The organism is Buttiauxella sp. BIGb0552 (genome assembly GCF_004366275.1).
Lineage (GTDB): Bacteria > Pseudomonadota > Gammaproteobacteria > Enterobacterales > Enterobacteriaceae > Buttiauxella > Buttiauxella gaviniae.
Window position 1 is genome coordinate 43,043 of sequence record NZ_SODY01000010.1, and the last position, 21,674, is coordinate 64,716.

22 protein-coding genes are annotated in these 21,674 nt (G+C 49.8%); 12 read left to right on the top strand and 10 right to left on the bottom strand.

Annotated features, from left to right (window positions below):
- Nucleotides 1-77: 77 nt before the first annotated feature.
- The 3 genes from pfkA to cpxP form a co-directional block, all read right to left on the bottom strand.
- A complete protein-coding gene (pfkA, locus tag EDF88_RS23180) occupies nucleotides 78-1,040 on the bottom strand; it encodes a 6-phosphofructokinase (protein ID WP_064515054.1) in 963 nt (320 codons plus the stop codon).
- 183 nt (nucleotides 1,041-1,223) lie between these two features.
- The gene (fieF, locus tag EDF88_RS23185) at nucleotides 1,224-2,126 is read right to left on the bottom strand and encodes a CDF family cation-efflux transporter FieF (protein ID WP_064561521.1); all 903 of its coding nucleotides are present in this window, start codon (nucleotides 2,124-2,126) and stop codon (nucleotides 1,224-1,226) included.
- Nucleotides 2,127-2,250: 124 nt separating this feature from the next.
- Nucleotides 2,251-2,763 carry a cell-envelope stress modulator CpxP gene (gene cpxP, locus EDF88_RS23190; RefSeq protein ID WP_064515050.1) on the bottom strand — a complete coding sequence of 171 codons (513 nt, stop codon included), beginning with the start codon at nucleotides 2,761-2,763 and terminating at the stop codon, nucleotides 2,251-2,253.
- A gap of 150 nt (nucleotides 2,764-2,913) precedes the next feature.
- Here cpxP and cpxR point away from each other — a divergent pair, with 150 nt between their 5' ends.
- From cpxR to trmL, 3 genes are all read left to right on the top strand, one after another.
- Complete coding sequence (gene cpxR / locus EDF88_RS23195; RefSeq protein WP_034461436.1) at nucleotides 2,914-3,612, top strand: envelope stress response regulator transcription factor CpxR; 699 nt, start codon at nucleotides 2,914-2,916, stop codon at nucleotides 3,610-3,612.
- Nucleotides 3,609-4,979, top strand: coding sequence for an envelope stress sensor histidine kinase CpxA (gene cpxA / locus EDF88_RS23200; RefSeq protein ID WP_064515048.1), 1,371 nt, complete (start codon nucleotides 3,609-3,611; stop codon nucleotides 4,977-4,979). The genes cpxR and cpxA overlap by 4 nt, the downstream gene beginning before the upstream one ends.
- Nucleotides 4,980-5,068: 89 nt before the next feature.
- Nucleotides 5,069-5,542 carry a tRNA (uridine(34)/cytosine(34)/5-carboxymethylaminomethyluridine(34)-2'-O)-methyltransferase TrmL gene (gene trmL / locus EDF88_RS23205; RefSeq protein WP_064515046.1) on the top strand — a complete coding sequence of 158 codons (474 nt, stop codon included), beginning with the start codon at nucleotides 5,069-5,071 and terminating at the stop codon, nucleotides 5,540-5,542.
- On the opposite strand, the gene cysE is transcribed toward trmL, so the two are convergent.
- The 5 genes from cysE to EDF88_RS23230 all read right to left on the bottom strand — a co-directional run bounded on the left by cysE (nucleotide 5,539) and on the right by EDF88_RS23230 (nucleotide 8,833).
- Entirely contained in the window at nucleotides 5,539-6,360 is an 822-nt protein-coding gene (gene cysE, locus EDF88_RS23210) for a serine O-acetyltransferase (protein WP_034500031.1), read from the bottom strand. The two genes, trmL and cysE, sit on opposite strands and share 4 nt — an antisense overlap.
- A gap of 211 nt (nucleotides 6,361-6,571) precedes the next feature.
- Nucleotides 6,572-7,591, bottom strand: coding sequence for an NAD(P)H-dependent glycerol-3-phosphate dehydrogenase (gene gpsA / locus EDF88_RS23215; RefSeq protein WP_064515044.1), 1,020 nt, complete (start codon nucleotides 7,589-7,591; stop codon nucleotides 6,572-6,574).
- Nucleotides 7,591-8,064 carry a protein-export chaperone SecB gene (secB, locus tag EDF88_RS23220; protein WP_034461441.1) on the bottom strand — a complete coding sequence of 158 codons (474 nt, stop codon included), beginning with the start codon at nucleotides 8,062-8,064 and terminating at the stop codon, nucleotides 7,591-7,593. The genes gpsA and secB overlap by 1 nt, the downstream gene beginning before the upstream one ends.
- A 61-nt stretch (nucleotides 8,065-8,125) precedes the next feature.
- Entirely contained in the window at nucleotides 8,126-8,377 is a 252-nt protein-coding gene (gene grxC / locus EDF88_RS23225) for a glutaredoxin 3 (RefSeq protein ID WP_064515041.1), read from the bottom strand.
- Between the two features lie 24 nt (nucleotides 8,378-8,401).
- A complete protein-coding gene (locus EDF88_RS23230; RefSeq protein ID WP_134187649.1) occupies nucleotides 8,402-8,833 on the bottom strand; it encodes a rhodanese-like domain-containing protein in 432 nt (143 codons plus the stop codon).
- A gap of 245 nt (nucleotides 8,834-9,078) precedes the next feature.
- Between EDF88_RS23230 and gpmM the strand changes: the two genes are divergently transcribed.
- The 5 genes from gpmM (at nucleotide 9,079) to EDF88_RS23255 (ending at nucleotide 15,101) form a co-directional block, all read left to right on the top strand.
- Complete coding sequence (gene gpmM / locus EDF88_RS23235) at nucleotides 9,079-10,626, top strand: 2,3-bisphosphoglycerate-independent phosphoglycerate mutase (RefSeq protein ID WP_134187651.1); 1,548 nt, start codon at nucleotides 9,079-9,081, stop codon at nucleotides 10,624-10,626.
- Between the two features lie 9 nt (nucleotides 10,627-10,635).
- The gene (gene envC, locus EDF88_RS23240; RefSeq protein ID WP_134187653.1) at nucleotides 10,636-11,919 is read left to right on the top strand and encodes a murein hydrolase activator EnvC; all 1,284 of its coding nucleotides are present in this window, start codon (nucleotides 10,636-10,638) and stop codon (nucleotides 11,917-11,919) included.
- 48 nt (nucleotides 11,920-11,967) lie between these two features.
- Nucleotides 11,968-12,894: a divergent polysaccharide deacetylase family protein gene (locus tag EDF88_RS23245; protein WP_134187655.1), complete on the top strand. Its 927-nt coding sequence runs from the start codon at nucleotides 11,968-11,970 to the stop codon at nucleotides 12,892-12,894.
- Between the two features lie 61 nt (nucleotides 12,895-12,955).
- Nucleotides 12,956-14,188, top strand: coding sequence for a glycosyltransferase (locus tag EDF88_RS23250; RefSeq protein ID WP_134187657.1), 1,233 nt, complete (start codon nucleotides 12,956-12,958; stop codon nucleotides 14,186-14,188).
- Nucleotides 14,181-15,101, top strand: coding sequence for a hypothetical protein (locus EDF88_RS23255; protein ID WP_134187659.1), 921 nt, complete (start codon nucleotides 14,181-14,183; stop codon nucleotides 15,099-15,101). Before EDF88_RS23250 ends, EDF88_RS23255 begins: the two co-directional genes overlap by 8 nt.
- 49 nt (nucleotides 15,102-15,150) lie before the next feature.
- Here EDF88_RS23255 and tdh read toward each other — a convergent pair whose 3' ends face one another.
- Nucleotides 15,151-16,176 carry an L-threonine 3-dehydrogenase gene (tdh, locus tag EDF88_RS23260; RefSeq protein ID WP_064515031.1) on the bottom strand — a complete coding sequence of 342 codons (1,026 nt, stop codon included), beginning with the start codon at nucleotides 16,174-16,176 and terminating at the stop codon, nucleotides 15,151-15,153.
- 10 nt (nucleotides 16,177-16,186) lie between these two features.
- On the bottom strand, nucleotides 16,187-17,383 hold the full coding sequence (gene kbl / locus EDF88_RS23265) for a glycine C-acetyltransferase (protein ID WP_064515029.1): 1,197 nt from the start codon (nucleotides 17,381-17,383) through the stop codon (nucleotides 16,187-16,189).
- A 216-nt stretch (nucleotides 17,384-17,599) separates the two neighbouring features.
- On the opposite strand from kbl, the gene rfaD reads away from it, so the two are divergent.
- From rfaD to EDF88_RS23285, 4 genes are read left to right on the top strand one after another with little or no spacing between them, the layout of a single operon-like run.
- Nucleotides 17,600-18,532, top strand: a complete 933-nt coding sequence (gene rfaD, locus EDF88_RS23270) for an ADP-glyceromanno-heptose 6-epimerase (RefSeq protein ID WP_064515027.1) — start codon at nucleotides 17,600-17,602, stop codon at nucleotides 18,530-18,532.
- A gap of 16 nt (nucleotides 18,533-18,548) precedes the next feature.
- Nucleotides 18,549-19,598 (top strand): ADP-heptose--LPS heptosyltransferase RfaF, encoded by a 1,050-nt coding sequence (gene rfaF / locus EDF88_RS23275; RefSeq protein WP_134187661.1) that lies wholly within the window; start codon nucleotides 18,549-18,551, stop codon nucleotides 19,596-19,598.
- Entirely contained in the window at nucleotides 19,598-20,575 is a 978-nt protein-coding gene (gene rfaC, locus EDF88_RS23280) for a lipopolysaccharide heptosyltransferase RfaC (RefSeq protein WP_134187663.1), read from the top strand. Before rfaF ends, rfaC begins: the two co-directional genes overlap by 1 nt.
- 6 nt (nucleotides 20,576-20,581) lie before the next feature.
- Nucleotides 20,582-21,667: a glycosyltransferase family 9 protein gene (locus EDF88_RS23285; protein ID WP_134187665.1), complete on the top strand. Its 1,086-nt coding sequence runs from the start codon at nucleotides 20,582-20,584 to the stop codon at nucleotides 21,665-21,667.
- Nucleotides 21,668-21,674 lie beyond the last annotated feature (7 nt).

Sequence of the window (21,674 nt, forward strand, 5' to 3'; positions counted from 1 at the left end):
ATTGGCTATAACTATTGGGCATATAACAGACAACAAAAAGCCGGGTTTCCCCGGCTTCAATTATCACTGTTCATGAATTAGTAAAGTTTCTTGGCGCAATCCAGCCAGTCACCTTTGAACGGACGCTTCATGCTTTCGATAGCGTCGATGATGTCGTGGTGAACCAGTTTCTCATTCTGAATGCCTACGCAACGACCACCGTGGCCTTGCAACAGCAGTTCGATGGAGTAAGCACCCATGCGGGAAGCCAGAATGCGATCGTAAGCAACCGGCGAACCACCACGCTGAATGTGGCCCAGGACGGTGGCGCGAGTTTCGCGTTTGGTTTCCGTCTCGATATATTGAGCCAGCTCATCGATGTCGCAGATGTGCTCGGTAATAGCGACGATTGCGTGTTTTTTACCTTTAGCGATGCCCGCTTTGATTTCTTCAACCAGATCTTCGCGATTAAACTCAACTTCTGGCAGCACAACAAATTCACAGCCACCAGCAATTGACGCAGCTAAGGTCAAATCGCCACAGTAACGGCCCATCACTTCCACGATAGAAATACGCTGGTGGGAAGAAGAGGTATCACGCAGGCGGTCGATTGCTTCCACGACTGTTTCCAGTGCGGTGAAGAAACCGATAGTGTAATCGGTGCCTTTGATGTCGTTATCAATGGTGCCTGGCAGACCGATGCATGGGAAGCCCATTTCGGTCAGGCGCATTGCACCCATATAGGAGCCATCACCGCCGATAACAACCAGCGCATCGATACCGCGTTTTTTCAAATTCTCGATAGCCACTTCACGGATTTTCTCATCACGAAACTCCGGGAAACGAGCGGAACCCAAGAAGGTACCACCGCGGTTAATCATATCAGACACGCTATAACGGTCCAGATTCACCATGCGGTCTTCATACAGACCCAGATAGCCGTCATAAACACCCACGACTTCCAGACCTTCCGACAATGCTGCACGGACAACACCACGAATCGCGGCGTTCATACCCGGCGCATCACCGCCACTCGTCAACACACCAATTTTTTTGATCATGACTACCTCTGAACTTTTGAATGCAAATTAATCCTGTTGCCGGAAACGGCCTGCGGCATGCCGAGGCGTCGACTCTGCTACAAATAGTATAACAACCGCTTCTTGCTGAATTGATTCAGGTCAGGCCATAAGTCGTACTTTATCCAAAAAACATCGACTACGTCTGACTTTTATAACGAATATTTAAAGCTCAAAATGGCCTTGCTGCTGCGTCGGAACAACCGAGCAGGGGTCCTGGTGAATAATCACATCTGACCCAGGGAAACGACGTAAAATCGCTTGTTCCACTTGTTCGGCAATCACATGCGCCTGAACCAGCGGGAGATTGTCTTCCATTTCGATATGAACTTGAATAAAGCGGGTCGGCCCTGACTGCCGCGTACGTAAATCATGCGCCCCTTTCACACCGGGCCATGCATTGATGATATCAATAATTGCCTGACGTTCGTCATCGGGTAATGCACGGTCTAGCAGAGACTGCACTGCCTCATGCCCCATACGAATCGCGTTATATAAAATATAGACGCCGATCCCTAACGCAAATATTGAATCTGCACGGTGCCAGCCATACCAGGACAGTGCCAGAGCAACCAGAATCGCTCCGTTCATCATAACATCAGACTGATAATGAAGCATATCTGCCCGGACTGCCTGGCTTTGTGTCTTCCGAACTACCCAGCGCTGGAAAGTCACAAGTATCAACGTGCTGAATAATGCAATGACCGTGACTACGACGCCAACTAAAGGTTGTTTCATCTGTGAGGGTTCAGCTAAATGCTGGAATCCAGTCAAGAACAGGAACAGCGCTGAGCCAGAAATAAACATACTTTGCGCGAGTGCTGCCAGCGATTCCGCTTTACCATGGCCAAAGGTATGTTCTTCATCCGCCGGTTGCAGTGAGTAGCGTACGACAAGAAGGTTAGTCAGCGACGCAGCAATGTCCACCAGCGAATCCACCAATGCCGCCAGAATACTGACCGAACCGGTATACCACCAGGCGAAAATCTTGATCAAAAGTAACAATGATGCCATTACCGTTGCGGCGATGGCTGCACGGCTGACCAGTTTCCCATATTGTTGATTCATAGGGGCTCCAGCAAATGATTGCTGGCTAGTATAGCGGATTCACCTGAACCTTCAGGCAAAAAAAACCCGCCGGTTAAGGCGGGGAAGACAGGGATGGTGTCTATGGCAAGGAAAACAGGGTTTGTTACTGGTTACTATGCTTACTGCTATTACTCAGTGCCTGCATCGAAGACATCTGTTGCAGGTCCGCCAGTTCACGGAATTGATCCATGCGCTGTTGGTGTTTGTCATTTAAAACGGCCTGTTGCTCAGGACTTAACAAGCGGTACATTTGGTTGCGTACTTTCGCCATTTCAACTTGGCGAGCCACTTGTTCTTGTGCCATTTTTTCAGCCTGGACACGCACTGCCGTTTCATCAAAATTATCTGCGGTGACCAGATTATGCATGGTCTCCATTTCGCTTACATTCACGGGTGGGCTATCATGCCGTGCCCGTTGCATTAGATCGCGCATTTGTTGGCGCTGTTGTTCGGTAAGGTTTATCCCATCGAACATATGGCTCTGAAGGTGATTACGCTTTACTAAACCTTCACCGCCCTGGTACCAGTTATCGCTGGCCGGTAAGTCTCTGGCCTGGCAAGCCAGGGTTACCAGAGTCAATGTAGAGGCCATGACGGCAGCGGTAACATTGCGCATCACTTGCTCCTGATATCATCTGTGCTGCGATTCAACGAGATTCAGTCTACGATTCCCGCTGCAAACTAGCGTCAGGGGGTGTAAAACAACGTAAAGTCATAGATTAGCTCGCCTTGATGACGTAATTTCTGCCTCGGAGGTAATTTAACAATGAATAAAATTCTGCTAGTTGATGATGACCGAGAGCTTACTTCCCTGTTAAAGGAACTGCTCGACATGGAAGGTTTTAACGTAATTGTTGCCCACGACGGCGAACAAGCGTTGGAGCTCCTAGATGACACCATTGACCTTTTATTGCTCGACGTGATGATGCCGAAGAAAAATGGCATTGATACGTTGAAAGAGTTGCGTCAATCACACCAGACCCCAGTCATTATGCTAACAGCGCGAGGAAGTGAGCTCGATCGCGTGCTGGGCCTTGAACTCGGTGCAGATGACTATCTGCCTAAACCATTCAACGATCGTGAACTGGTGGCCCGTATACGCGCTATTTTGCGTCGTTCACACTGGAGCGAGCAGCAACAAAACAGTGACAGTGGCTCACCGACTGTCGAAGTCGACGGTTTAAGCCTGAATCCTGGACGTCAGGAAGCAAGCTTTGATGGGCAAGCGCTGGATTTGACCGGTACCGAATTCACCCTGCTCTACTTGCTGGCACAGCATCTGGGCCAGGTGGTTTCACGCGAACATTTAAGCCAGGAAGTTCTGGGTAAACGCCTGACACCTTTTGACCGCGCAATCGACATGCATATTTCCAATTTGCGTCGTAAATTGCCAGACCGTAAAGATGGGCATCCGTGGTTTAAAACATTACGTGGCCGCGGCTACCTGATGGTGTCTGCTTCATGATAAGTAGCCTTACCGCGCGTATTTTTGCCATCTTCTGGTTGACGTTGGCGTTAGTGCTGATGCTAGTGCTGATGCTGCCTAAACTGGATTCGCGTCAAATGACCGAATTGATGGAGAATGAGCAACGTCAAGGCATCATGATTGAACAGCATGTCGAAGCGGAACTTGAAAACGATCCACCCAACGACCTGATGTGGTGGCGTCGTTTGTTCCGGGCCATTGATAAATGGGCACCACCGGGGCAGCGTTTATTACTTGTGACCAGCGAAGGGCGAGTGATTGGCGCCCAGCGCAATGAAATGCAGATCATTCGTAACTTTATCGGCCAGTCCGATAACTCAGATCATCCGCAAAAGAAAAAATATGGTCGTGTCGAATTAGTAGGGCCATTCTCCGTACGAGATGGCGAAGATAACTACCAGCTCTACCTGATTCGCCCTGCAAGTAACTCCCAATCTGATTTTATTAACCTGCTGTTTGATAGACCTTTACTGTTACTCATCGTCACAATGCTGGTCAGTTCACCGCTGCTATTATGGCTGGCGTGGAGCCTGGCAAAACCAGCGCGCAAGTTGAAAAATGCTGCGGATGAAGTAGCCCAGGGGAATTTGCGTCAGCACCCTGAACTCGAATCCGGGCCGCAAGAATTTCTCGCAGCCGGCGCCAGCTTTAACCAGATGATTACCGCGCTGGAAAGAATGATGACAAGCCAGCAACGGCTGTTGTCCGATATCTCTCACGAATTGCGTACCCCATTGACGCGCCTGCAATTAGGCACAGCATTGCTGCGACGTAAAACCGGTGAAAGCAAAGAACTGGAGCGTATCGAAACCGAAGCTCAGCGTCTGGACGGTATGATCAACGACCTGTTAGTGATGTCCCGCAATCAGCAAAAAAATGCGCTGGCGAGTGAGACAATGAAAGCCAATCAGATCTGGTCTGAAGTGCTGGATAACGCGGCTTTCGAAGCGGAGCAAATGGGTAAATCACTGGAAGTGACCTACCCGCCTGGCCCGTGGCTGATGTACGGCAACCCGAACTCACTGGAAAGTGCGCTGGAAAATATTGTCCGTAATGCATTACGTTATTCGCACACGAAAATTGCCGTTAATTTCTCCGTGGATAATCAAGGCATTACTGTCACGGTAGATGATGATGGCCCAGGCGTGAGCCCGGAAGATCGTGAACAAATATTCCGTCCTTTCTACCGCACAGATGAAGCGCGCGATCGCGAATCTGGTGGTACCGGTCTGGGGTTAGCGATTGTCGAAACTGCCGTTCAGCAACATCGTGGCTGGGTGAAAGCCGATGACAGCCCGTTGGGCGGATTGCGGTTAGTGCTTTGGCTGCCGCTTTATCATCGTTAATTTTTCGCCATAAAGAACAGGTCCTTCGGGGCCTGTTTTCCTTCCTGCCATAAATTGATATTCTGCGCGCCAGGTCTTATGGGGGCAGTATGCTAAATATCGTTTTGTTTGAACCAGAAATCCCACCCAATACCGGGAATATTATTCGTCTATGCGCCAATACCGGCTTCCGGCTGCATATCATCGAGCCGACAGGCTTTGGCTGGGACGATAAGCGACTGCGCCGTGCTGGTCTGGATTATCATGAGTTTGCAGCCGTGAATCGCCATCACAACTATGACGCATTTTTAGCGGCGGAAAACCCACAACGAATTTTTGCATTAACCACAAAGGGTACGCCTGCGCACAGCGCAGTAAGCTATCAGGATGGGGATTATTTGGTGTTTGGCCCGGAAACACGCGGCCTGCCAGCAACGATTCTTGATGCTTTGCCTGCTGAGCAAAAAATCCGTATTCCGATGATGCCGGACAGCCGCAGCATGAATTTATCGAATGCAGTATCGGTGGTGGTGTATGAAGCGTGGCGCCAGCTTGGTTACCCCGGCGCCGTGCTGAGAAGCTAGATTCCGTCGCCGTATTCGAAACCATTGTTAGCACCGTTAAAGTGCTGATCCATATCAATGGCAGGCATATCGCTTTCAGGCTTGCCAACAATTCGCGCAGGAACGCCAGCCGCCGTGGTATGAGGCGGCACTGGCTGTAACACTACAGAGCCTGCGCCAATTTTTGCCCCACGCCCAATTTCAATGTTGCCGAGGATTTTCGCCCCGGCACCAATCATCACGCCTTCACGAATTTTCGGGTGGCGGTCGCCGCTGGTTTTGCCCGTACCGCCCAGGGTAACAGACTGCAAAATCGACACATCGTTTTCAACAATAGCGGTTTCACCGATCACAATGCCGGTTGCGTGATCGAGCATGATCCCACAGCCAATTTTCGCCGCCGGATGAATATCTACCTGAAATGAAACCGAAACCTGATTTTGCAGGAATATCGCCAGAGCCCTGCGTCCCTCTTTCCACAGCCAATGGCCGATACGGTAGGACTGCAAAGCATGAAAACCTTTCAGGTATAACAGCGGAGTGGAATATTTATCGACTGCCGGGTCACGGGTGCGCACGGCCTGAATATCGCAGGCAGCGGAAGCAATCATTTGTGGTTCTGCCGCGTATGCCTCTTCGACAACTTCACGAATCGCAATGGCAGGCATAATCGGGGAGGCTAGCTTATTGGCGAGCATGTAGCTCAGCGCGCTGCCGAGGTTTTCGTGCTTGAGGAGAGTTGCGTGGTAAAAACTGGCCAACATTGGTTCACAATCGGCAAGCGCTCGTGCTTCGGCTTTAATGTTGTTCCACACCAGATCCAGTTCTTCAGACGACATTGCTCTCTCCAGACAGAAAAACAGCGCCCGGCACAAAGTACCGGAACGCTTCAGTTATTGCGGTTGTGTTGTTCCATCAATTGTAGCGATACCCAAAATAATTCGAGTTGCATCGCGGCGGCAAGAGAACGAGTCCCGATGAGCTTACATAAGTAAGTGATTCGGGTGAGTTCTCGCAGCCAATAAAGATGCAGCTTGAAGTATGAAGGTATTAACTACCGCTCCGCTCATCCTTGCGAGTACGACCAAGCAAAGTCAATGCTGCCTCGCGCGCGTTTTTTCCGCAATACAATACCTGATAAATTTCCTCGGTTATTGGCATTTCAACGCCAAAACGCGCCGCCAACTCCCGAACTTCTTTGGTATTACGGTAACCTTCAACCACCTGGCCAATTTTCTGCTGCGCCGAATCCACATCCGCACCTTGCCCCAGCGCCATGCCGAAGCGACGGTTACGAGATTGGTTATCGGTACACGTCAATACCAGGTCGCCCAGGCCAGCCATTCCCATGAACGTTTCAGGGTCAGCGCCTAAAGCAGTGCCAAGACGTGTCATTTCCGCAAGGCCGCGAGTGATTAGAGCCGTACGAGCATTCGCACCGAAGCCAATACCGTCAGACATACCCGCACCAATCGCAATCACGTTCTTCACCGCACCGCCCAACTGCACGCCGATGAAATCCGGGTTGCTGTAAACACGGAAGCTTTTGCCGCAGTGCAGCAATTGCTGGAGATCCTGAGCGAAAGTTTCGTCAGTTGCCGCGAGAGCAATTGCCGTTGGTAAACCAGCTGCCAGCTCTTTGGCAAACGTAGGGCCGGAAATCACCGCCAGAGGAATATCATCCCCTAACGCTTCACGCGCCACGTCTTGCAACAGACGACCGGTTTCCGCCTCCAGACCTTTAGTCGCCCAGACGATACGAGCATCTGCACGCATCAGCGGTTTAATTTGACGCAGCACTTCGCCAAATACATGGCTCGGCACCACTACCAGAATATTACGGCTGGCCGCCAAAGCTTTCGCTAAGTCGCTTTCAAGGTGAAGAGTGTCAGGGAAAGGTACGTCAGGAAGAAATGCGGCATTACAGCGATCGGCCTGCAATACAGCAAGGTGTTTAGGGTCATGGCCCCACAGTACAACGTGGTGACCATTACGCGCCAGGGTGATGGCAAGAGCGGTGCCGTACGAGCCGGCACCGATCACAGTCATTGAAGCATTAAGGCTGTTCATCAGGCATCCTGATGGTTTTCAGCACCTTCGCCTTCGCCAGATTGCTGCTGCAGGTAGCTCATGAACAGCGCATCGAAGTTAACCGGTGCAAGGTTCAGCTGCGGGAAGGTGCCACGAGAAACCAGGCTAGTGATTGCTTCACGTGCATAAGGGAACAGAATGTTCGGGCAGTACGCACCCAGGCAATGTGCCATCTGCGGACCTTCGATCCCACCGATGGAGAAGATACCAGCCTGCTGAACTTCACACAGGAACGCAGTGTCTTCGCCCAGTGTTGCGGTCACGGTTACACGCAACACAACTTCATAAACGTCGTCTGCCAGTTGGCTTGAAGCGGTATCGAGATCCAGCTTCACTTCAGGCTGCCAGTCTTTCTGGAATACGTGCGGTGCATTTGGTGCTTCGAAAGAGATGTCCTTGGTGTAGACACGCTGAATCTGGAAAGCCATTTCTGTGTTGTTTTGTTCTGACATTGTTAAACCCTTAAAAAATTAATACGTCCTTTAAACGGCAGTAAGCGACAAAGGAACTGCACTAGCGCAGCAGAGGATCGAGTCCACCACGAGCGTCGAGTGCATACAAGTCATCGCAACCACCAATGTGCTGCGCATCAATAAAAATCTGCGGCACTGTGGTTCGCCCACTGCGTTTAATCATCTCTTCACGCTTAACAGCATCGCCATCAATCGCTAATTCCTGAAACTTGACCCCTTTGCTTTGCAGCAGGTCTTTTGCACGGTGGCAAAATGGACAGGTTGCTTTAGTGTAGATTTCAATATTCGCCATGGTTTTACCCCAGTGTGCGTAGCATTATTTACCGCGAACTAATGGCAGGTTTTCCCCGCTCCAGCCAGCAATACCTTCTTTCAGCAAAGTCACCTTTTCAAAACCAGCTTTCGTCAATAACGCTGCTGATTCCTGAGAGGAAATACCATTACCACAAACAACGATCACAGGCTGCGCTTTATGTTTTTCCAGCTCACCAAAGTTGCCACTTTTAATATCAGTGGTCAGTACATTCAATGAGTTAGCGATATGACCTTTACGGTAATCATCACGCGAACGGACGTCGACGACAACAGCGTCTTCTTTGTTGATAAGGCGTGTTGCTTCACCACGGGTGATGACCTTAACTTTAGAGGTCAAACCTTTAAAGGTCATGAAAAGTACGGCGGCCAGTAAGCCAACCCACGCCAGACTAAGTATGGGATGGCGACTCACGAATTGCATAATTTCTTGCATGGGGGGGTGTAACTCCCGACTAAGTAATATGAAAAAACCAAGTGAGGAGTATACATTTGCGTTGTGCCAAATACAGCCAGTCTGCGCCAGGTAATGTAGATTCTGCGGACTGTTACGAAAAAAATTACCGCAACGACGTAAAACCGATCACAATCCAGCCTCTTTCTTTGATCTTCTGCGGCTATTTACCCCGCAGCCTGTAGTAAAATTACGCAAATTTTGTCTTTGACTTAGAGGTTGTCGCAATGTCAGTTACTAAAAAACCTATGGTTCTGGTGATTCTTGATGGTTATGGTCACCGCGAAGAGCAGCAGGATAACGCTATTCTGAATGCAAAAACCCCGGTTATGGATAGCCTGTGGGCTCAGCGTCCACATACTTTGATCAACGCATCTGGCCTGGAAGTCGGTCTGCCAGAAGGCCAAATGGGTAACTCCGAAGTTGGCCACGTAAACCTCGGCGCAGGCCGTATTGTTTACCAGGATTTGACTCGTCTGGACGTTGAAATTAAAGAACGTACTTTCTTCGCAAACCCTACGCTGACTGCGGCAGTAGACAAAGCTGTTGCTGCTGGTAAAGCAGTACACATCATGGGTCTGGCTTCAGCCGGTGGCGTTCACAGCCACGAAGAACACATTCTGGCAATGATTGAGCTGGCTGCTGAACGAGGTGCTGAAGCAATCTACCTGCACGCATTCCTGGATGGCCGCGATACTCCGCCACGCAGCGCTGAATCCTCTCTGAAGAAGTTTGCCGACAAGTTTGCTGCTCTGGGCAAAGGCCGCGTTGCGTCTCTGATTGGCCGTTACTACGCTATGGACCGCGACAACCGCTGGGATCGCGTTGAACTGGCTTACGACCTGCTAACTCTGGCTCAAGGCGAATACCAGGCAGAATCCGCTATTGCGGGTCTGGAAGCCGCATACGCTCGCGATGAGAACGATGAATTCGTTAAACCAACTGTTATTCGTGCTGAAGGCGAAGCAGACGCAGCAATGAACGATGGCGATGCGCTGATCTTCATGAACTTCCGTGCTGACCGTGCTCGTCAAATCACCCGTACTTTCGTTAACGCTGACTTCGACGGTTTTGCCCGTAAGAAAGTGGTTAACTTCGGTGATTTCGTGATGCTGACTGAATATGCAGCGGATATCAAAGCCGCTTGTGCTTACCCACCAGCTTCACTGAGCAACACCTTCGGTGAGTGGATGGCGAAGCATGACAAAACCCAGCTGCGTATTTCCGAAACTGAAAAATATGCTCACGTTACCTTCTTCTATAACGGTGGCGTTGAAGAACCATTTGCTGGCGAAGACCGCATTCTGATTAACTCCCCGAAAGTTGCTACTTACGATCTGCAACCAGAAATGAGTTCTGTAGAGCTGACCGAAAAACTGCTGGCAGCGATCAACAGCGGCAAATACGACACCATCATTTGTAACTATCCAAATGGTGATATGGTCGGGCATACCGGTGTTTACGAAGCAGCTATCGCAGCTATCGAAGCGCTGGACCAGTGTATTGCTCAGGTTGTTTCCGCCGTTGAAAACGTAGGTGGGCAGTTGCTGATCACCGCTGACCACGGTAACGCAGAGCAGATGGCTGACCCGGCTACTGGCCAGGCGCACACCGCGCATACCAGCCTGCCTGTTCCATTGATTTATGTGGGCGATCGTAGTGTGAAAGCGGTAGAAGGCGGCAAGCTTTCTGATATCGCACCGACTATGTTGAGCCTGATGGGTATGGAAATCCCGCAAGAGATGACTGGCAAGCCGCTGTTCATCGTGGAATAATCCCTCCCCATGAGGGGAAAGGCGATTTTTTCAATAACATGGGCCGTGAAAACGAAACTGTTTTCAGTCAGGCCTGTGATGTACGCCAGCGTGTTAAGCGCTGGCGTATTGTTATGCCCCATGATCAGCCATGCCGACGATCGCGCCGAGTTAAAATCTATCCAGCAGGATATTGCTACTCAAGAACGTGCGGTACGTCAGCAACAGCAACAACGTTCAACATTACTCGCCCAACTCCAGGCACAAGAAAAAGCCATTGCCGAAGCCAGCCGCAAGCTGCGCGACACGCAAAACACGCTTGCCGAACTCAACAGCCAAATCGACACCATGAATGCTTCACTCGCGAAACTGCAAAAGCAGCAGGCTTCGCAGGAACGCAACCTGGCCGCTCAGCTCGATGCTTCTTTCCGTCAGGGCCAACATACCGGTATTCAGCTGATTTTAAGCGGCGAAGAGAGCCAGCGTGGGCAACGTTTACAGGCTTACTTTGGTTACCTGAACGCTGCACGCCAGGAAACGATTGAAGGGCTGAAGCAAACCAAAGCGGAAGTGGCGACGCAAAAAGAGAGTCTGGAATCCAAGCAAACCGAACAGCAAACGTTGCTTTACGAACAACAAGCTCAGCAAACTCAGCTTGAAAGCGCGCGTAACGAGCGCAAGAAAACACTGTCGACGCTCGAATCCTCTTTGCAGCAAGATCAGCAAAAGCTGAGTGAAATGCGCCAGAACCAGTCGCGTCTCCAGGGGCAGATTGCCCGTGCGGAAGCCGCTGCGAAAGCAAGAGCAGAAAAAGAAGCGCGCGAAGCTGAGCAAGTTAAAACTCGCCAAAAGGAAGCAACCAGCAAAGGCAGCACCTACAAACCAACAGAAAGCGAACGCTCACTGATTTCGCGTACAGGTGGTCTCGGCGCTCCACGCGGCCAAGCATTCTGGCCGGTACGCGGTTCAATCCTGCATCGCTATGGCGAACAACTCCAGGGTGAGCTACGTTGGAAAGGTATTGTTATCGCCGCAGGTGAAGGCACTGAAGTTAAAGCCATCGCTGATGGGCGTGTGATCCTTGCCGACTGGTTGCAAGGTTACGGCCTCGTTGTTGTAGTTGAACACGGCAAAGGCGATATGAGTTTGTACGGTTACAACCAAAGTGCGTTGGTTAACGTTGGAACACAAGTTCGCGCCGGCCAGGCTATCGCTCTGGTGGGTAACAGTGGTGGTCAGGGCCGCCCGTCACTTTATTTCGAAATTCGTCGCCAGGGCCAGGCAGTCAATCCACAACCGTGGTTGGGAAGATAAGTTTTGCTTCAATTCCGTCGTGTGTTTTTCTCTTTCGTCAGCACACTCATGCTGGCAACCCCTGTTTACGCTGGAAAGCTGGCAATCGTTATAGATGACTTCGGTTATCGCCCCGCGCAAGAAAATCAGGTTATCGCTCTGCCCTCTAATATTTCCGTGGCTGTTTTGCCCAACGCTCCTCACGCCCGCGAAATGGCAACCAAAGCGCACAATGCCGGGCATGAAGTGCTGATCCATTTACCGATGGCTCCGCTCAGCAAGCAGCCTCTGGAAAAAGACACGCTGCGTCCGGATATGAGCAGTGGTGAAATCGAACGAATCATCCGTGAAGCCGTCAATGATGTTCCCTATGCCGTGGGGTTGAATAACCACATGGGTAGCGCGATGACATCCAGCCTGTTTGGCATGCAGAAAGTGATGCAGGCGCTGGGGCAATATAATCTCTATTTCCTCGATAGCATGACGATAGGCAATAGCCAGTCGATGCGAGCTGCCGCCGGAACGAATGTCAAAGTTATCAAGCGCAAAGTGTTCCTGGACGATACTCAGAATGAAGCTGATATTCGTTTCCAGTTTAACCGTGCTGTAGAACTTGCGCGCCGAAATGGCTCTGCGATAGCCATCGGTCACCCGCATCCAACAACCGTGCGCGTATTGCAACAGATGGTGTACAACTTACCTTCAGATATTACGTTGGTCCGCCCGAGCAGCTTGTTGAACGAACCGCAGGTTGATACCTCGAAGCCAAACAATACTCGCCCTGTAGTGCCCGGCAAACCGACGGAGCAACCGCGTAATCCATTTAAAGGCATTAGTCTGTGCAAACCGAAACAGCCTTTGCAGCCTGTCTATGCCACTACGTTCTTTACTGTGTTGAGTGAAAGCATCAGCCAGAGCCAATTAATGCAATATATGCAGCATCAATGGCAGGGTTGGGGAAAAAGCACACCCACAGTTGGAAATGTCGCGGGATAGTTATCACGGTTGATAGCCCTTATAATGCCGCGTTGAATAAAGCTACAGGAGTCGGTCTACGATGACGCAACAGCGGCATAAAATTCTCTTGCTGGATAACGGTAAAGAGTGGGGCGGCGGTACCAATAGTATGTTGGAACTGCTCAAACGTATTGACCGCCAACGGTTTGATATCACGTGCTGCTTTTACTACAACTACGCGCGCGGTGAAGGTGAAACCATTGAGAAAGTGCTGAAGAGCATTCAGATTCCTGTCATTTTTATTCCACAACGCAAGCAACCTGGCTGGGCAAAAATCTGCAAGGAAGTGGCTCGCTCATTTTTGTTTTTCAGCAAGTCAGGGCGTAAAAAAGTAACCGCATATATTGATGAGCAATGGCGTATCAAACCTAACGCTATGGCATTGCGTGAGCGGTTGCAGAAAGATGGCTACGAAATTCTATATATGAATAACCAGCCGGGTTCTAACCTGGAAGGGTATCAGGCAGCCGAGCCGCTCAATGTTGCGGTAGTACAGCACTGCCGTATCGAACCGGTAATGAGTCAGATGATTACAAAAATCGTCAACCGTACAGGCGACGCTATAATCGCCGTCTCTCATGGTGTGGAAAGCGTGCTGCTTAACCACGGCGTGAAAAAGTCTCTCTGCACGACTGTTCCTAACGCCATTGATATTCACCAGCCCTTACCTTCTGGCGAGGCGGTACGCCGCTCGTTGGGCATCGGCGACGATACATTTTTGTTTGGTAGTATCGGCTCGCTTATCCCAAGAAAATCCTGTCACCATACGCTGGAAGCTTTGCACCGTTTTCATCAGCAACATCCCGACGCAAAATGGAAATTTGTTCTGGTAGGCGAAGGGGCCGACCGCGAAAAACTACAGCGCCAGGCCGCTGATTACGGATTTGCCGATCGGGTTATCTTTACCGGCTTTCGTAACAACCCTCTGGATTATCTGGCCGCATTTGATGTCTTTATTCTGGCATCGAAAAGCGAAGGGTTACCGCGTGTGGTGCTCGAATCCATGCTGCTTAAAACCGTGGTGATCGGTTCGAGTGTGACGGGAACGGCAGAGTTAATCGACTCCGGACGTACCGGTCTGCTTTATCCTTATGGCGATACCGCCATGCTCGCTTCGCATCTTCAGCAAGTATGGCAAGATAGCGCATTACGTGATGCCCTCACACAAGCCGCCTACCAACGCGTGATTGATAACTATGCGATCGAACACTATGTTGCCGGTGTCGAAGCCGTACTTGGCGCAGTAAAACCAACCCGGAATGAATATGTTTAAATTTCTGAACCCAAAATATCGCCATATTACGGCGCGACATAATATCCCTTATCAGGAACCTGCGGCCGGAAGTGCAGCAGTGCCAGTGACATCGATTGTCATTCCTTGCGCAGGTGCGGACTACATAGAAGAAGGCTTACTTTCTGCGCAATTCGCAGCTCGTTTCGCCCCGGATGTGGAGGAGATTGTGATTGTTTCCGATCGCCCAGCGCACGAATTTGGTGAACTTCCACCGAAAACCCGCATCGCGACTCTTGAGCTTCCACAGCGCGAAGAAGGGTACCGTTACAAGCAAATTTATCTCAGCCGTTTAATCAAATTGAATGCGCCGTTGCAGGCTCGTACAGACGGTATTTTGATGATCGATTCAGATCTCAACTTGCTGCAAATGCCGCGTTTTAAAATTGAAGAGCACCACATTTACTCCAGTTTCCGTCAGGGCAAAATGATCGCCAAACTGGATAAAGCACCAGTCGATAAGGTCCCGGCATATTATAAAGATACCGTGCGTCCGTATATTGTGGATCACGTTAACGGGGCATTCCTGGCGGCAACGCGTAAAACCTGGCGTCGAATTTGCCCGTTATGGCTCACGCTGTTCCAGGATACCTGGGAGTTGATGGATGATAGCCAGCCACCGACAGATCAGCTGCCACTAGCCGCTTTGCTGGATATGCTCGATATCAAAACCGTGAATTTAGGTGACTGGATGAACTGGCCAGTATCTAAGAAAATTGGCGGCACACCATCGGTGATTCCAAAACAAGTTGTGGGCGCGCATGGCGGTTTCCCACTTTCTGAATGGCAAAAATATCTGGTTTCGCCGGAAAGTGAATTGCTGTTTAAAGGGCAGGATTACACACGCAAAGTACGTTATCTGACGGATGCTGAAAAGCAGACGGCAAGCGAGTAAAGATGTGAAAAAGGCCGGTTTCCCGGCCTTTTTTAATTGCTCAGCGCGGTTAATCCCAGCTAAGAATGACTTTACCAGACTGCCCAGAACGCATGGCATCAAAACCTTTCTGGAAATCATCGATACCAAAACGGTGAGTGATAATTGGTGACAGATCCAGACCAGACTGAATCAGCGCCGCCATTTTGTACCAGGTTTCGAACATCTCGCGCCCGTAAATACCTTTTATGAACAAGCCCTTGAAGATGACTTTCGTCCAGTCGATAGACATATCTGACGGAGGAATACCCAGCATCGCAATACGACCACCGTGGTTCATGGTATCGAGCATGGTACGGAATGCCGGTGGAGCACCAGACATCTCAAGGCCCACATCAAAGCCTTCGGTCATGCCCAACTCTTTCATTACGTCGGTCAGGCTCTCTTTGCTGACGTTTACCGCGCGGGTCACGCCCATTTCACGCGCCAGTTCAAGACGGTATTCGTTCACATCGGTGATCACAACATTACGCGCACCAACGTGTTTAGCGACAGCCGCTGCCATAATACCGATTGGACCAGCACCTGAAACCAGCACATCTTCACCCACCAGATCGAAAGACAAAGCAGTGTGAACTGCATTGCCAAACGGGTCGAAGATAGATGCCAGATCGTCAGAAATATTGTCAGGAATTTTGAAAGCATTGAAGGCAGGCAGCACCAGGTACTCTGCGAAACAGCCTGGCCGGTTTACGCCAACACCTGTGGTATTACGGCACAAGTGAGTGCGGCCAGCGCGACAGTTACGGCAGTGACCACAAGTGATATGGCCTTCACCGGATACACGGTCGCCAATTTTAAAGCCTTTAACTTCTTGGCCGATGCCAACCACTTCGCCCACATATTCGTGACCGACAACCATCGGAACCGGAATAGTTTTCTGCGACCATTCGTCCCAGTTATAAATATGCACATCGGTGCCGCAGATTGCGGTTTTACGGATTTTGATCAGCAGATCGTTATGACCCATTTCAGGCGTGGGTGCATCCGTCATCCAGATGCCTTCTTCTGCTTTCAGTTTCGCTAATGCTTTCATGACCGCTCCCTCAGGCGATAACGCCCAACTGTTTACCGATACGCGTAAATGCGTCAACCGCACGTTCAATTTGTTCAGTCGTGTGAGCCGCTGACATCTGAGTACGGATGCGCGCCTGACCTTTTGGTACTACCGGGAAGAAGAACCCAGTGACATAAATGCCTTCTTTTTGCAGTTCACGCGCAAAGTTCTGTGCCACAACCGCTTCACCTAGCATCACAGGGATGATGGCGTGATCCGCCCCCGCCAGGGTAAAACCTGCTGCGGACATTTTCTCGCGGAACAAACTCGCGTTAGCCCACAGACGAGCACGAATCTCAGCGCCGGTTTCCAGCATTTCCAGAACTTTGATGGATGCCGAAACGATAGCCGGGGCCAAAGAGTTAGAGAAAAGGTATGGGCGAGAGCGCTGACGCAGCCACTCGATCACTTCTTTACGACCCGCAGTATAGCCGCCGGACGCACCGCCGAGCGCTTTGCCCAACGTGCCGGTAATGATGTCTACACGATCCATCACATCGCAATATTCATGCGTGCCACGGCCATTTTCACCGACAAAACCGACTGCGTGAGAATCATCAACCATCACCAGCGCATCATATTCATCAGCTAAATCACAAACACCGTTCAGGTTCGCAATCACGCCATCCATAGAGAAGACACCATCGGTGGCAATCATGATGTGACGAGCCCCTGCCGCACGCGCTTCTTTCAGGCGAGCCTCAAGCTCTTGCATATCGTTGTTTGCATAGCGATAACGCTGTGCTTTACACAGACGCACACCATCAATAATGGATGCGTGGTTCAGGGCATCAGAAATAATCGCATCTTCTGGGCCAAGCAGTGTTTCAAACAGGCCGCCGTTGGCATCGAAGCAGGAAGAATAAAGAATTGCATCTTCCATTCCGAGGAAGCCAGCAAGCTTGCCCTCCAGCTCTTTATGGCTGTCTTGCGTCCCACAAATGAAACGCACAGATGCCATCCCAAAACCGTGTGTATCCATGCCCTGCTTTGCGGCATCGATCAGCTGCGGGTGGTTAGCGAGCCCAAGATAGTTATTGGCGCAGAAGTTAATAACATGACTGCCATCAGCAACAGTGATATCTGCCTGTTGGGCAGAAGTGATAATACGTTCTTCTTTAAACAACCCTTCCGCCCGTGCGGTTTCAAGTTGGGATGTTAACTGTTGGTAAAAATCTCCGCGCATTGCGATTCTCCAGGCATGGCTAATTTCGGCACATATTACCCAAACCTATACCAGGACACGAGATTACGCTTCAATGAAATTGAAATTTGCAGCATAAATCACGAGGCTGAGAAACTTCCTCATATTAGGCGGGTCCACGAATGTAATGGTATGATAAGAGCCATTAGCGCGTGAGGTATTGTGCCTTACGGCCCTCTTTTTTTAAGGTTTTCGCTTATGATTATTGTCACCGGCGGTGCTGGCCTTATTGGCAGCAACATCATTAAGTCACTGAATGATATAGGCCATACTGATATTCTGGTGGTCGACAACCTGAAGGATGGCACTAAGTTCGCCAACCTCGTAGATTTAAATATTGCCGACTACATGGATAAAGAAGACTTCTTAATCCAGATTATGGCCGGTGAAGAATTCGGCGATATAGAAGCAATTTTCCATGAAGGTGCTTGTTCTTCCACCACTGAGTGGGATGGCAAGTACATGATGGATAATAACTATCAGTACTCAAAAGAAGTTCTGCATTACTGCCTTGAGCGCGAAATTCCGTTCCTGTATGCCTCATCTGCTGCAACTTACGGCGGCCGCAACAGCGATTTTATCGAGTCTCGTGAATTCGAGCAGCCGCTGAATGTTTATGGTTACTCCAAATTCCTGTTCGACGAATACGTGCGCCAAATCCTGCCTGAAGCTAACTCCCAGATCACTGGCTTCCGTTACTTCAACGTCTACGGGCCACGCGAAGGCCATAAAGGCAGTATGGCAAGCGTTGCGTTCCATCTGAACACTCAGTTGAACAACGGCGAAAATCCAAAACTGTTTGAAGGCAGCGATAGCTTTAAGCGCGACTTCATTTACGTGGGTGATGTTGCAGCGGTTAACCTGTGGTTCTGGCAGAACGGCGTATCCGGAATTTATAACTGTGGTACTGGTCGTGCGGAATCCTTCCAGGCCGTTGCTGACGCAGCCCTGGCATTCCATAAAAAAGGCAGCATTGAGTACATTCCGTTCCCGGAAAAACTCAAAGGCCGCTATCAGGCATTTACTCAGGCCGACTTAACCAATCTGCGTGCCGCAGGTTACGACAAGCCATTCAAAACTGTTGCCGAAGGCGTAACAGAATATATGGCCTGGCTGAACCGTGACGCATAAGCAGGTAGCCTGACGCATGAAAATACTGGTGATTGGCCCATCATGGGTGGGCGACATGATGATGTCGCAAAGTCTCTATCGCACGCTCAAGGCGCGCTATCCCCAGGCAATCATTGATGTGATGGCACCGGCATGGTGCCGTCCATTGCTGTCACGTATGCCAGAAGTTAACGAAGCGTTGGCGATGCCACTTGGGCATGGCGCTCTGGAGATTGGCGAACGACGCCGTCTTGGACACGCCCTGCGAGCTAAACGTTACGATCAAGCCTATGTGCTGCCAAACTCATTCAAATCTGCACTGGTTCCTTTTTTTGCCAATATCCCACAACGTACCGGCTGGCGCGGTGAAATGCGCTATGGGTTGCTCAACGACGCCCGCGTGCTGGATAAGCAAGCCTGGCCATTAATGGTCGAGCGTTACGTTGCGTTAGCATATGAGAAAGGGGTAATGCAGTCGGCTAAAGACCTCCCCCAGCCGTTGCTATGGCCTCAGTTGCAAGTCAATGAAAGCGAAAAGCTTCAGACGACTGCTGCATTTAGCCTTGATGCCAAACGCCCAATTATTGGTTTCTGCCCTGGTGCTGAATTTGGTCCGGCGAAACGCTGGCCGCATTATCACTACGCAACCCTTGCTGGCAAACTCATTGATGATGGCTATCAAGTTGTGTTGTTTGGTTCGGCAAAAGATAAAGAAGCCGGGAATGATATTGTCTCCGCATTAACCACACAGCAGCAGGCGCATTGCCGTAATCTTGCGGGTGATACCGCTCTTGAGCAAGCCGTTATACTCATCGCCGCTTGTCAGGCTGTGGTGAGTAACGATTCAGGTTTAATGCACGTTGCCGCAGCGCTCAATCGCCCACTTGTTGCGTTGTATGGCCCAAGCAGCCCAGACTTTACCCCACCGTTATCGCATAAGGCGCGCGTTATCCGCCTTATTAGCGGCTATCACAAAGTGCGTAAAGGCGACGCCGCAGAAGGCTACCATCAAAGTTTGATTGATATTACTCCAGAGCGAGTAATGGAAGAGCTTACAGCTCTGCTGCTAGCGGAGAACGAAGCGTAATGCGGGTATTAATCGTCAAAACATCTTCAATGGGCGATGTGCTACATACCTTGCCTGCGCTGACTGACGCAATGAATGCCATTCCTGGTATCCGCTTCGATTGGGTAGTTGAGGAAGGCTTTGCGCAAATCCCTGGCTGGCATCCAGCTATCGATAAAGTTCTTCCAGTGGCGATTCGTCGCTGGCGTAAAAGCTGGTTTTCAACCGCAGTGAAAGCCGAGCGAGCGGCATTCTACCAGGCGCTACGCGCCGAAAATTACGATCTCATCGTTGATGCCCAGGGATTAATAAAGAGCGCTGCTCTGGTGACTCGTAAAGCCCGTGGGACAAAACATGGTATGGACTGGAATAGCGCCCGTGAACCGTTAGCCAGCCTCTTCTACAATCGCCGGCATTCAATCGCGAAACAGCAGCATGCAGTGGAACGTACGCGCGAGTTATTTGCCAAAAGTATTGGTTATCAGAAACCTGAAAAACAAGGTGACTATGCAATAGCCCAGCATTTTCTGGCTACCGCGCCGTCAGATATGGGGGAATATATGATTTTCCTTCATGCCACCACACGCGATGAAAAACATTGGCCGGAATCACACTGGCGAGATCTTATTCAATTAATGCACAATACTGGCTTACGTATTAAACTCCCGTGGGGTGCAAATCACGAGCACGAACGGGCAATTCGTTTAGCTGAAGGATTTGATAATGTTGAAGTGTTGCCACGTCTGTCCCTTGAACAGGTAGCCAAACAACTTGCTGGAGCCAGAGCTGTTGTCTCCGTCGATACCGGATTAAGTCATCTGACCGCCGCATTAGGTCAGCCAAACATCACATTGTATGGCCCAACCGATCCGGGTTTAATTGGTGGCTACGGTGAAAATCAACATGAAATCAGGGGCGCAGGAAAAAGTATGGCTAACATTACCGCTGTGGATACATTTACCGCACTCCAGAAAATTAGCCACTTAAAGACAGAATAACGATTAATGAGCTATCTAATCCTCTTTATCCTCTTTCTTCCGTTCAAATTGATCGGAAAACTGTTTTATAAAAAAACAGGCCGAAACTTACTCATTCAAACGGCAAAAATAGGCGATTTCGTCAACGTAACGCCCTTGCTCGCCCATCTGAAGCGCAGTGATGTTTTGATCAGTAAAACTGTTCTTCCTTTGGCTAAACATGATGAAACTATCGATACCATCTTCTTGATTGAAGAACATAAAAAGAGCCTATGGCGCAAGTTTCGCCTGGCTTTCAAATTGATGAATCGCTACGAAAATGTTTACTTGTTACATCCAAATAGTACGAATCTTTTCTTCGCGTCAGTCTGCAATGCGAAGAACAAACAGTACCTGTCGACTTACACGCGTCGCTGGTATCAAGCTCCGCTTTACTTTACGGCTACTGGTACTGTTGAACATAGCAAAGATCAATTAACTGTCGATGATTACCTTAAGCTCGCCGATCGTACTTTGACCTGGCGTAATGCTCCTAAGCATGCAACCCGGCCATTACGAAAGCCGGAGTCCTACCCAATATCGCTTGATAAACAAAACGTTATCAAAATTGGCCTGAGTATATCTGCAGGAAACAAGTCAAAAACAATTCCTGCCGCAGTATGGAAAAAAGTATTTGATGCTTTGGATGACTTAAATTGTATTTACTATGTTTTCGGTCCTCAAAGCGAACAAGTATGGCTCGATGACTTGCACCGTGCAGTCGGTGAACGAGAAGATATTGTGAGTCTGATTGGCGAATTACCTTTGGAAGATGTCCCTTTTGCTATTAGTAAAATGGATTTCTATATTGCATCAGATTCTGGAAATGTTTATATAGCAGATGCAGTTGGTGTCCCTATTGTTCTCATTTATGGTCCGTGCTGCATTGAAGAGCAGCGTCCGTTAGGCAACGTTCTGTTAATTGGTCATAAAGAGTATGAAAAATCATATATTTTTGAAGCTCCTTACTATTTTGATCGTTCAAGAGAGGAGATGTTTGCGTTGAGTGATGATGATCTTGAAAGAATAAATAATTTCATCTGTAACAATATCAATGAAAACACTAGAAGATAACTCAATT